Raw genomic sequence first — 12,115 nt, 5'->3', positions numbered from 1 at the left:
ACAATGAAAAAATCATTATTTCTAGCTTTAATTAGTATTTTATGTATGTTATTATCGCTTGGAGTTAGCTCGCCTCAATCTAATTTCGGCTTTCAAGCATTATATAGACTAATAAGCTTAAATAATGATTTAAACGACTTAGATATTTTATATCAAATATTCATAGAATTAAAAGCACCTAGAATATTATTAGCATTTATAGTTGGTGCTTTATTATCTAGTAGTGGAGCGGTTATTCAAGGATGTTTTTTAAATCCACTAGCTGATCCTTATATAATAGGAATAGCATCTGCTGCTACATTTGGTAGTTTAATTGCATTTATGTTTAATTTAAGTGAGATTTATTTTGGACTTTTTGCATTTTTATCTTGCATAATTTTTACATTTTTTATATTTTCCATTTATAAAAAAAATCAAAATATGGCAACTTTATTAATTTTAGGAATAGCCACTTCAACACTATTAGCATCTATAACATCTTTTTTTATATATTTAATAGGAGAAGATAGTTTTAAAATAAGTGCTTGGCTAATGGGGTACTTAGGTAATGCAAATTGGAATATAGTAGTAATTGTATATATTGCAAGCATAATATGTATTTTATATTTTTATATTAAAAGATATGAACTTGATTTATTATTATGTGGAGATGAAGAAGCTAATTCTTTAGGGCTTAATGCAAGTAAAAGTAAAAAATTATTTTTAATAATTGCATGCATTGCAGTTGCTTTTTCTGTAGCTTTTTGCGGGTTGATAGCATTTATTGGTTTAATTATCCCTCACACATTAAGAATGTATTTTAAAACTTCATCTAATAAAATAATAATTCCATATTCAATATTTATAGGAGGAATTTTTTTATTATTTTGTGATAACTTAGCATTCAATATATTATATCCCATAGAAATTCCTGTAGGCATTATTACTTCATTTTTTGGAGTTCCTTTATTTATATATTTAGCTTTAAGGAAAAACTATGCTTGAAATTAAAAATTTTTCATTCTCGTATCAAGACAAAATAATTTTTCACAATTTAAATATAAATTTTAATTCATCAAATTTTATAGGTTTAATGGGTAAAAATGGTTGTGGTAAAAGCACTTTAATTAAATGCATAATAAATTTGCTTTCATATAAAGGCGAAATTAGTTTTAAAAATAAAAATCTAAAACTCTTAAATCATAAAGATTTAAGTAATTTAATCTCTTATGTTCCACAAAAATCAAATCAATTTATGCCTATTAGCGTGAGTGATTTTATAATGATGGGCTTATTTAGTAAAAACAATTCATTTTATATACAAAATGATTACAAAAAACTTGATGAAATAATGGAATTTTTAAATATACAAAACTATAAAAATAATCTTACTAATAATTTAAGTGGTGGAGAATTTGCAAAAGTAATGTTAGCAAGAGCTTTAATAAAAAAACCAAAAATTTTATTATTAGATGAAATTTGTGCTCCACTTGATATTAATTACTCTATATTTTTAATGCAATTATTAAAAGACTTAGCAAAGGATGGTTTGCTTATATTAATGGTAATACATGATTTATTCACAAGTATTAGATTTTGTGATGAGATAGCTTTTGTTAAAGATAAAAATATTTTATTTTACGACAAAACAAGAATAGTTTTTAATAAAGAAAACATTAAAAATATTTTTGAATTTGATTGTGATATTTATGAAAATAAAAATAATTTAAATGTTATATTTTAGGAGAAAAAATGAAAAAAATTTTATTAAGTTTATTAATTTTAGTTAATTTAAATGCAAATAAATTAGTTGTCTTAGAACCTAGTGCTGTAGAAATATTATATGAGCTAGATAGTTTTAATAATATTTTAGCTATAGCTAACACCACCACTTCTACCATTTATCCAGAAGATAAAACAAAACTATTACCAAGCGTAGGAACATACACAAGACCAAACATTGAAAAAATAATAGAATTAAAACCTGATGTTGTAATAACAAGTCAACATTCATTAGGATTAGAAAAATTAAAAGAATTTAATATAAAAATTTTAGATTTTAAAGCTAATTCTTTCAAAGAGCTAAAAAACAATATTGCTAAATTAGGAGAAATTACAAACAAAAAAGATAAAGCGCAAGAAATCATCAAAGAATTTGAATTAGGAATTAAAGAATTTCACAATCTTGCAAAAGATAAAACAGCTATGTTTATTTTCTCATCAAACCCTATAATATTATTTTGTGATAACAATTTAGCAAATGATGTTATTAAAGCTTTTGGTATGAAAAATATATGTGATTTAAAAGAACAAACGCCAATAGTAAATAAAGAATATATAATAAGTAAAAATCCTGATTATATTTTTTATTTTAATGACGGAGATTTAAAAATTATAAGCAATTTTTTAAAACATACTAAAGCATTCAAAAACAATAATCTAATAAAAACAAATTCTTCATCAATACTTAGGGCAAGTCCGAGAATTATTATAAATATGAAAGAATTGTCAAAGGAATTATAATGAGATTTTTTATAATTTCTTTGATAATAAACATTGTCGCACTAACGATACCACTTAGCACTGAAGAAATTATAATTGATAATAAAAAAATTAATATTGAAATAATTGAAACAAAAAAAGAAGATTTTGTAAATAATCAAAAAATCCTTCAAGAAGAGATTTTCAACCAACAAAATAATTTATCAGAGCAAGTTATACAAAAAGAAATAAATATAAAAAATACAAATTTAAAAGCAAATAAAAAAGTAAAAATTAAAAAAGAAGCAAAACAAGATACTAAAAGCACAAGCAATACAGCAAATGAAAACAAAGAAGAAACTAAAGAAAATCTTATTACTAACAATCAGATTAATATGGTTAAAGAATATCCTAAAAATACAAATTCACAATTTTGCAAAAGCAATATAATTTTTAATGAACTTGATAATTCTTATCCTAAAAAAGCAAAAATGTTAAAACTTGAAAGGATAAGTAAAGTTAGCGTTAGATTTAGCATTTCAAACAGCGGAATAAATATTTTAAGCATTACTGGAAATGACTTCTTTGCAAATCATACAAAAAAACTAATTTTAGATATGAAATACAAAATACTAGATAATCAAGCTTTAGGCTGTGTATTTTTAAAAAATATAGAATATAGGATGAATTAATGGTTGTTTTATATCTTAGCAAAAATAATAGCAGTAAAAAAATAGCCTTAGAAATCGCTAAACTTTTAAATATTGATTGCTTTAATTTAGAGCATTATAAAGACATTGATAAGCATAAGTATATTTTCTTAGTATTTTGGTTAGAAAAAGGCAATATCACAAGCAATATGCCAAAAATACAAAATAAGATTTTAGGCATAATTTTTACTTGTGGAGCAGATAAAAACAGCGAGTATATAAAAAATAAAAAAGAAATGTTTTTTAATATTTTTAATGAAAATAATCAAGTGCTAGGCATACAAGCAGTAAATGGAGCTATTAGTGATGAATATATAAATAATGCAAAAAAATTAGCTAAAGAAAACCCTAATTATATTATTACAAAAGAAAAGGAGAAATTATGGAAAAATAGCAAAAAACATCCCGATGAAAACGATTTAAAAATAACAAAAAACTTTACAATTTATATTAAGGAAAAAATCATGAAATTACAACAAGCAAAAGAACATATGAATAAAGACCATAAAGATTCTTTATTTAGACTAGTAAAGCATCATACAAATAAAGATGCTCAAAATGTGGAGTTAATAGATATAACTTATAGCGGAATGGATATTTTGTATGATGGAGAAATTTTACATTTAGATTATAAAACTAAGGCTAGTGAAGATACACTTCATTATAGTGTAATAGAACTAGTTAGCGAAACAAAAATAAATTCTAATAATTTAGATGAAGAAATAAAAAATTTTAAACATTCTTTTAAAAGTGTAAATATTGCTAGTGTTAGCAAAGATAATCAAGTTATTTGCTCTTATGCTCCAATAATTTTTAAAAATGATGAAATGTTTATTTTCATAAGCGAAGTTGCTGAACATTTTTCAAGTATTAAAAACAACCCTAACAATATAGAAATAATGTTTTTAGAAGACGAGAGTAAAGCTAAAACAATATTTGCAAGAAAAAGGCTCAAATATCAAGTAAATGCAAAAATAGTTGATGATAGAAGAGAAGAATTATTTGAAGTTTTAAAAGAAAAATATGGAAATGAGGTAAATATTTTTAGCAAAATGCTAGATTTTCATTTTATACAATTAAGTATAAAATCAGGTAGATTTGTAAAAGGCTTTGGTGCTGCTTTTGATATAGATTCTAATAATAAAGCTGCTGAAGTTAGATTAAATATGCCGCATAAATTACATAATAATGCAAATTGAAATTCTATGTTTGATTATTTTTTATAATCAAACATAATTTAAGTTATATTTAATTTATATAAATTATCATCACGACTTGCTTAGGCAAAATTATTTTTTTAAGGAGATGTCATGGCTAGACACATTACGGGGGGGGGTATTTAAGCTCTCATTAGTTGCGAGTGCATTAATTCTTAGCACTAGCTTAAATGCAAAAAGCGTTAATTCAAACGAAGTTGGAAAAGAAGAAAATCTTTATCTAATTAATTCAAGCAATGCTACTAAAGATATAACTACAGAAAAAGACAAATATCAACAGATTGGTTTTGATAACAAAGGAATTGATCCAACACCAGAGCAAAGAATTACTTTAAGTGGTAATATTACAAATGATGGAGTAAGCCTTATAAGAGATTTTAAAGGTGATGTACTTGAAAATACTTCGGGGATAATTAATGGAACCATTACCAATAATGTTTCTACTCAAAGTGTGCCAAAAGCTTTAAGAGATTATTATTACAATAATCCTGAAAGTATTCAAGGACAAAAAGAAGAAATCTTAGAATTTGCTAAAGACCTTGAGAGAGTTCAAGCAGTTACCGGTAAAAATATTAATATGGTTATAGATACAGCTAAGATTACTTCAGATATTGTAAATAATGGTGGTCTTTATGTAACAGATAGTGGATTAAAATCAGTTACTAATAATGGAGTGCTTTTTGTAGATTGGTCAGGTATTATTAATGAAGGTGGCGTAGCTATTAGTGGTAATGGAGATGTGATTTTAGAAGATGCAGAAATAAAAGGCACATTAAATGCTAAAGACCTTTATGTTATGGGAAAACCAAAAAAAGAAAGCGCTCCTTATGTAGCTAGAAAAACTAGCCAACCTCAAAACGATCATGTTACAAGTGTTAATGATGTAAATACCACAAACTTAGCTAAATTTGAAACTTCTATTGTAAAAGGTAAAGTTATAGCAAATACTAAAGCAAGTGCAAATAATTCATTCTATGGCTTTAACACAACTTTTCAAGGTGCTATTGATAATCAAAACGGCAAAGCTAGATTTATCCTTTCGGATATTCAAAATGGAGTTAAGAGTAAAGGCGATATAGAAACATACGGAACACTTATTCAAAATAGTGTAGAAACCGAAGGAAAATTCATAAGTGGAGCTCATCAAAAAGAATTAGCAAACAAGTATTTCTCAACTCTTTTAAATAGCGAAAAAATAGCAAGTGCTGAAGATATGAAGAGGCTTGATGAGATAATGGGAAATGAAGAAAATTTCTTACCTATTGTTAAAGCAGCAGCTTCAAATTCTCATGATATTGATAGCACTACATTTTATAAAGACTCTTTAAAATATATAGATAGCGATTATTTAATATCAGGAGATTTAATAGCTAATGGTGGTATTGATACAACTGGTTTTGAAACGAAAGGAACTGGAGTTGTTAGGGTTGCTAAGGGTGATATTAATAGCATTGTTGATACTTTTGCAAATACAGGTGGTGTTTATATTACAGAAGGTAATTTAAATGCTAATAACTCAATTTTTAAAAGTGATGTAAATATCGCTAAGGGCGATTTAAAAGCTTTAGGAAATTTATTAGAAGAAAAAAGAGATGAAAGTGGCGAAAGAGTAAAAGATAAAAACGGCAATCAAGAGTATAATCCTGCATTTTCTTATATTGACAATGATGATGCAATTAATACAATGTCAAGATTTAAAAACATCAATGTAAATGATGGAAATATAAGCCTAACAAATACTTATGCAGATAATATCATAGTAAACGATAGAGCTACAAGCTCTAAAACAATTACTCTTAAAAATGCAGTTATAAATAAGCTTACACACGGAACAAATCTAAAAGACGCAGAGTTTAATGTAAATGCTAATAAAGCTTTATTTAGAGAAAGCGTTACAAACTACGGCTCAATCAATGCTGTTAGTTCATCATTTGATAAAGATGTTAAGGCTAAAAATCTAAGCTTAAGCGGAATTGTTGAAGATGTAGAAAGACTGGATAAAGAAGCGGGAGAGTATCACGGAGAGATTAGCTATGACGCTAATATCGCAGCTTCAAATAATCTAAGCTTAACAGGTATAGAGAGTGCTTATAAATTAGATAAGAGTGCTAATACAACTCTTTTACAAGCAAAAGATATAAATATCAATAGTTCAGCTATCAAAGCTCAAGTTATAGGTAATGCTGATATTAGCGATGATTTAACTACTGGTGTATTGGCAAATCAAGTTAGTGCTGCGAATTTTTATAAAGACCCTATCTCAAAAGGTTCAAGCATTAATTTAAATAACGCTATTGTATTTGGCGATATGAAAGCTGATAAATTAAATGTGAATAATTCTAAGATTACAGGTAGAATTTTAGCAAATGATTTAAATGCAAGTAATAATACATTTATTATGGGTGGCACAAACAATACATTCTTAGGCACAATGATTGCAAGAAATAGCACAAGTGGTAAGGCAAATGAAATAGGATTACTTGGTTTAAATGTAAATAATGGCAAAGCTGATGCAACTAATTTAGCAAATCTTCCATTAGCTTTATTAAAGATTGGAAATGGAAATGCAACAGCAGAAGACTTCGTTACAAAAATCGGAGTTTATGATGGTCTAAGTGTATATTCATTAGATAAGAAAAATATCTTAAGCGGGACATTAAAGCAAGGAGATGAGGATTATATTTATTATTCAGTTGTAGCAAATCCTATTAATGCGGCTGCAAGTAGGGCTGATGCTAGTAAGACAAGTGATAATTTTAGTGCTGATAGCAAAAGTGGTGCTGATAAGAGTATCTTAGATAATGCAAGCTCAAGCGTAGGTGCAATTGCTCAAAAAGCAAATGAAGTTGCAAAAGGAACTGCAAGTGATGAGGTAATGGCAAATGCTAATAAAGTTGCAAATGATACAAGCAAGATTGTAGCAAGTGAAACTAGCCTTGATAAAGCAATTGAAGAAGCGCAAACAGATATTAAAAACGCAGCAATTGAAGAAGCTATTAAAGTAGGGTCTAACATTAATGGTAATGAGATTGAACTTACTTTAAAAGGCGCTAATACTAAGGCTTTAACAGATGCAAAAAATATGCTAAATCAGACTTATTATTCTTATGTTAGTGAATGGAACAATCTAAACAAAAGAATGGGCGAACTAAGAAATAATGATGGCAAAAATGCTGGAATTTGGATTAGAAGTTTTGGTGGCGAAGGCAAGATTGATAGTGCTAAAATAAAATACTATGAAGTGCAATTTGGTGCAGATAAGCAAACTAGCACAAATTACGGAGAATTATATTCAGGTGTAATGGCAAATATAGGTCAAAGCACAAGTAATTCAAGTAATTCTAAGGTGAAAAATCACGGCATTGGTGCTTATGTTAGCTTAGTTGGTAATGATGGCTTATTTATTGACGCTACAGCTAGATACACCAATCATAAATCAACATTTAAAGATAATGTTTGGTTAGGCGATTTAAAAGATAGCGGAAGTGGATTTTTAGGTAGCGTTGAGGCTGGATATAGAATGGGAAGTGATTTTTATCTTGAGCCTAGTGCTGAATTAATCCTTGGCTATGTTCCTATGGCTAATTTAAAGGGTAATGATAAAGTTACTTTAAAAAGTGAAGGTAAATTTATGGGAGCAGCAAAAGTTGCTTTAAGTGCTGGTGCGAATATTAATGATACTTTTGGTTTAAGAGCTAGTGTTGGCGGGGCGTTTGATTTAAATAACACTCCTACTATAACTTTAAGCGATGGCACAACTACAAGAGTTGAAAAAGGCTTTAAAGATAGTCGTGGATTTGCAAGTGTAGGAGCTAATTTTAACTTAGGTAAAAATACTAAGTTTAGCTTAGATGCTGAAAAATCATTTAGTGGAAAATATAATACAAACTACAATATAAACGGAACTTTAAGATATTCGTTTTAAAAATAGCCCTAGAAATAGGGCTTATTTTGATAATTTATTTTCTATATATTCATCTACACTTTTTTTGAATTTTATTGGTTCTCCAATAAAAGGAACAGGTGCAGAAGAACCAGCACCATTTATAAATATTGTGCCAAAATTAAAAATCCTACCAAGAATTCCTTGACCAACTCTGATACTTTCTATTTTTTCTAATCTTAGCTCTATTGTATCTCTTCTAATAAAGCCAAATTTAGCTATAACTTTTCTATTTGTTAAAGCAAGTTCTGTTGTTGTAATGATAATGAATATACGAAGTAAAAGAAAGATGATAAATATAGCAATAAAAGGATGAATAGCAATACTTAAAATTGCTAAAACTAAAATAGCAAATAAATCACCTATAAAAGCAAAAACACTAACTTTGGCTTTTAAAACAACGCTTTCATCTGTGCCTAAAACTTGTTCTACATAAGACATAAAAACTCCTTTTAAAAATTAAAAAAAGTATTATACCCCCCCCCCATTTTTAATTCTAGCTTAAATGATAAATATATTTTGCGTTTAAATTTATAAAGAATTTGAATTAATAATTTTAATATTTTTAAAAGTTTTATAATAACTTGAATTTAGGTTTTTATAAGTATATTTTATTGTTGCTTTTAGTAATGTATTTTAAAATATTTGTAGTTATTATTGAGTTAGAAAATATTCATACAAAAATTAATTTGACCTATTAAAAAAACTTGGGAAAATTGATTTATCTTAAGTAAAATTAAATGGCGCGGCGGACGGGGCTCGAACCCGCGACCTCCGGCGTGACAGGCCGATATTCTAACCAGCTGAACTACCGCCGCAACCGAATTTAATGAATGGTGGTCGCTATAAGACTCGAACTTATGACATCCACCTTGTAAGGGTGGCGCTCTACCAACTGAGCTAAGCGACCATGGCGACCCTTGAAAGATTTGAACTCTCGTTTCCAAACGGAGAGAATGGCGTCCTGAGCCACTAGACGAAAGGGTCTCAAACCTGGATCAAAAAAAATGGTGTCCTGTGCTGGATTCGAACCAGCGGCCCCCTCATTAAAAGTGAGATGCTCTACCTGCTGAGCTAACAAGACTTAAAATAAAAATAAGTTTGGATTATACATTTTAAAACTTAAATTAAAATTAATATTAAAATAATTTATAATATTTATACTAAATCTCTTGAAAATAAAGAAGATTTGAATAATCAAGTTTATAAAAATATTGCAAAAATTTTAATTAATAAGTTAAATAAATATACTTGCAAGATTTTATAACAAAAATATACTTAATTAAATTCTTTTATAAACAGTAATATGATTTGAATTTTATAAATTCTTATAATCAATTCCATCAAAATAAGTTAAAGCACTACCCCAAGTAAATCCGCCGCCAAATGCGTCTAAAAGCATTAATTTGCCATTTGTTAAACGACCTTGTTCGTAAGCTTCATTGATAGCTATTGGAATTGACGCAGCTGAAGTATTACCAAATTTATCAACACATACAACACATTGCTCATCGCTTAAGCCAAGTTTTTCTTGAACATAAGAGATAATTCTAAGATTTGCTTGATGCGGTATAAATAAATCTATATCACTTGTTTTAAGTTTGTTTTTATCTAATAAATACGACACATCATCTGATAATGTTTTAACAGCTACCTTAAATACTTCATTGCCTTTCATTTCAAGTTTAATAGGCTCTAATTGTTTTGTTTGATTTGAACGCTTAGTGCATAATAAATCTTTAAATTCTCCATCGCTTCCTGTATGAATATCTATAATTCCTTTACCTTCACTTGCACTTACAACGCAAGCTCCAGCACCATCTCCAAATAAAACACAAGTAGTTCTATCTGTATAATCAAGAACAGAAGATATTTTTTCAGCTCCTATTATTAATACATTTTTTTTAGCACCACTTTCAACCATAGAACGAGCAAGCTCAAGCATATAAATAAATCCAGAACAAGCAGCACTTATATCAAATGCACTTACACCTTTTAATCCAAGTTTATTTGCTACAACTACCGCAGTTGATGGCATAGTAAAATAATCAGGACTTAATGTAGCTACTATTATTAAATCTATTTCATTAGTTTGAATTTTAGCTCTTTGTATAGCTTTTATAGCTGCTTTATATGCTAAATCGCTAGTGTTTTCAGTTTCACTAGCAATATATCTTTGCTTAATTCCTGTTCTTTTTAATATCCATTCATCACTTGTATCTAAAAAACTTTCAAAATCTTTATTTGTTAGTGTTTTTTCTGGTAAATACGAAGCAATACTTTTAATGCAAGCTTTTAATTTCATCTTCAATCACTTTATTTACATTTGAATTAGCAAATTTTAAAGCTTGAAAAATTGCATTTTTTATAGCTTCTTCATTGCTTTTTCCGTGGCTAATGATAGCACATCCATCAATTCCTAATAATGGAGCTCCACCATACTGGTCGTAGTCTAAATGCTGTTTTAAAGCATTAAATGCACCTTTGCTAAGCATATAACCAAGTTTTGACAATGATGATTTTTTAATCTCATTTTTTAACAACTTAGCAAAAATGCCTACAGCACCTTCTGCAGTTTTTAATAATATATTTCCAGTAAATCCATCGCAAACTACCACATCACATTCTCCAGCAAATATATGTCCGCCTTCAACATTGCCCATAAAATTGCTTAAATGTTCTCTTAATAATTTATGTGTGTCTTTTGTAAGTTTGTTTCCTTTGCAATCTTCTTCTCCGTTTGAAAGTAGTGCAATTTTAGGATTTTTTATATTCATTACTTCTTTTGCATAAGCTTCGCCCATTATTGCAAATTGTAATAAATTTTCTTCTTCGCAATCAACATTAGCACCTACATCTAATACCAAAACCCTGCCGTTAAAAGTAGGCATTAAAGTTGCGATAGCAGGTCTTAAAACACCTTTTACTCTACCTATTCTAAGGGTTGCAAGGCTCATTGTAGCACCACTATGCCCAGCCGAAACAACTGCATTTGCTTCGTGGTTTCTTACTAATTCAACTGCTTTATAAATACTGCTGTCTTTGCGTTTTAAAACATCTGTAGAATTTTCATCCATATCAAAAACATCGGTAGTATGAACAAATTCAACTCTATTTGATAATTCTGATGGAATTTGACTTTTTATTTTTTCTTCATCTCCAACTAGAATAACGCTAAAATTATCTTTTTCTTTTAACGCTTTTATAACTCCACTAATTATTGGGGGGAAAGAAAAATCTCCACCCATAGCATCAACAGCAACTTTTATCATAGGTATTAATATTCGCCAGTTGTTGGATTAATTCTATGAGGTAATTTCCAACTACCATCTTTATCTTTAATTGGTCTTACTAGCTCAATTTTGTAATGAGTGCGTCTTTTTGCTGCTCTTGTTTTACTAACTCTTCTCTTTGGAACTGCCATGTTATTCTCCTTATTTACATTTTTGACAATAAAAATAATCGCTTAAATATAAAGCTAATTCGCTTTTTAATACTTCAATTAAGTCTATTTCACCATCATAAAATTCCATAGTGTCGCTTAATTCGTTTTCTTCATCTTTAAATACACCATCGCTTAAATCTAAATTAATTTTTTCATTAATTTCAATCTCAATTTCAGCAGCACAACTATCACAATAATGAATTACATTGCCTACTAAAACTGCGTCTAGCGTAACTATTTTATTATCTTTTCTCTTTAAAAAGCCTTCTAATATTAAATTATCAAAATCTAATTTAAAAGGGTATTTTACCGAATTAATTTTACTAAAAGCAATTTTCAT

General features: G+C 28.1%; 11 protein-coding genes and 4 tRNA genes. 6 read left to right on the top strand and 9 right to left on the bottom strand.

The features are described from left to right. The first annotated feature begins 3 nt into the window (after positions 1 to 3). The 6 genes from AVBRAN9334_RS00470 (at position 4) to AVBRAN9334_RS00445 (ending at position 8,312) form a co-directional block, all read left to right on the top strand. Positions 4 to 984, top strand: coding sequence for a FecCD family ABC transporter permease (locus AVBRAN9334_RS00470; protein WP_336606720.1), 981 nt, complete (start codon positions 4 to 6; stop codon positions 982 to 984). Next, positions 977 to 1,723 (top strand): ABC transporter ATP-binding protein, encoded by a 747-nt coding sequence (locus tag AVBRAN9334_RS00465; RefSeq protein ID WP_336606719.1) that lies wholly within the window; start codon positions 977 to 979, stop codon positions 1,721 to 1,723. The genes AVBRAN9334_RS00470 and AVBRAN9334_RS00465 overlap by 8 nt, the downstream gene beginning before the upstream one ends. A gap of 8 nt (positions 1,724 to 1,731) precedes the next feature. Continuing rightward, complete coding sequence (locus AVBRAN9334_RS00460; RefSeq protein ID WP_336606718.1) at positions 1,732 to 2,502, top strand: ABC transporter substrate-binding protein; 771 nt, start codon at positions 1,732 to 1,734, stop codon at positions 2,500 to 2,502. Continuing rightward, on the top strand, positions 2,502 to 3,152 hold the full coding sequence (locus tag AVBRAN9334_RS00455) for a hypothetical protein (protein ID WP_336606717.1): 651 nt from the start codon (positions 2,502 to 2,504) through the stop codon (positions 3,150 to 3,152). Before AVBRAN9334_RS00460 ends, AVBRAN9334_RS00455 begins: the two co-directional genes overlap by 1 nt. Then, positions 3,152 to 4,369, top strand: coding sequence for a flavodoxin family protein (locus AVBRAN9334_RS00450; RefSeq protein ID WP_336606716.1), 1,218 nt, complete (start codon positions 3,152 to 3,154; stop codon positions 4,367 to 4,369). The genes AVBRAN9334_RS00455 and AVBRAN9334_RS00450 overlap by 1 nt, the downstream gene beginning before the upstream one ends. Before the next feature lie 106 nt (positions 4,370 to 4,475). Further along, positions 4,476 to 8,312, top strand: a complete 3,837-nt coding sequence (locus AVBRAN9334_RS00445; RefSeq protein ID WP_336606715.1) for an autotransporter outer membrane beta-barrel domain-containing protein — start codon at positions 4,476 to 4,478, stop codon at positions 8,310 to 8,312. Positions 8,313 to 8,333: 21 nt separating this feature from the next. On the opposite strand, the gene AVBRAN9334_RS00440 is transcribed toward AVBRAN9334_RS00445, so the two are convergent. The 9 genes from AVBRAN9334_RS00440 to AVBRAN9334_RS00400 all read right to left on the bottom strand — a co-directional run bounded on the left by AVBRAN9334_RS00440 (position 8,334) and on the right by AVBRAN9334_RS00400 (position 12,115). After that, a complete protein-coding gene (locus tag AVBRAN9334_RS00440; RefSeq protein WP_336606714.1) occupies positions 8,334 to 8,771 on the bottom strand; it encodes a PH domain-containing protein in 438 nt (145 codons plus the stop codon). A gap of 300 nt (positions 8,772 to 9,071) precedes the next feature. Beyond that, positions 9,072 to 9,148: transfer RNA gene (locus tag AVBRAN9334_RS00435), tRNA-Asp, on the bottom strand. A gap of 16 nt (positions 9,149 to 9,164) precedes the next feature. Then, positions 9,165 to 9,240: transfer RNA gene (locus AVBRAN9334_RS00430), tRNA-Val, on the bottom strand. Between the two features lies 1 nt (position 9,241). Then, a tRNA-Glu gene (locus AVBRAN9334_RS00425) sits at positions 9,242 to 9,317 on the bottom strand. Positions 9,318 to 9,338: 21 nt separating this feature from the next. Further along, positions 9,339 to 9,414, bottom strand: a tRNA-Lys gene (locus tag AVBRAN9334_RS00420). A gap of 234 nt (positions 9,415 to 9,648) precedes the next feature. Next, the gene (locus tag AVBRAN9334_RS00415) at positions 9,649 to 10,635 is read right to left on the bottom strand and encodes a beta-ketoacyl-ACP synthase III (protein WP_336606713.1); all 987 of its coding nucleotides are present in this window, start codon (positions 10,633 to 10,635) and stop codon (positions 9,649 to 9,651) included. Beyond that, positions 10,613 to 11,602, bottom strand: a complete 990-nt coding sequence (plsX, locus tag AVBRAN9334_RS00410; RefSeq protein WP_214150181.1) for a phosphate acyltransferase PlsX — start codon at positions 11,600 to 11,602, stop codon at positions 10,613 to 10,615. Before plsX ends, AVBRAN9334_RS00415 begins: the two co-directional genes overlap by 23 nt. 5 nt (positions 11,603 to 11,607) lie before the next feature. Next, positions 11,608 to 11,754, bottom strand: coding sequence for a 50S ribosomal protein L32 (gene rpmF / locus AVBRAN9334_RS00405; RefSeq protein ID WP_214116941.1), 147 nt, complete (start codon positions 11,752 to 11,754; stop codon positions 11,608 to 11,610). Between the two features lie 10 nt (positions 11,755 to 11,764). After that, positions 11,765 to 12,115 carry a hypothetical protein gene (locus AVBRAN9334_RS00400; RefSeq protein WP_267525052.1) on the bottom strand — a complete coding sequence of 117 codons (351 nt, stop codon included), beginning with the start codon at positions 12,113 to 12,115 and terminating at the stop codon, positions 11,765 to 11,767.

This window comes from Campylobacter sp. RM9334, from assembly GCF_020138145.1.
Lineage (GTDB): Bacteria > Campylobacterota > Campylobacteria > Campylobacterales > Campylobacteraceae > Campylobacter_E.
Note: the sequence above shows the minus strand (reverse complement) of the source record. Positions and strands in the feature narration are given on the sequence as shown.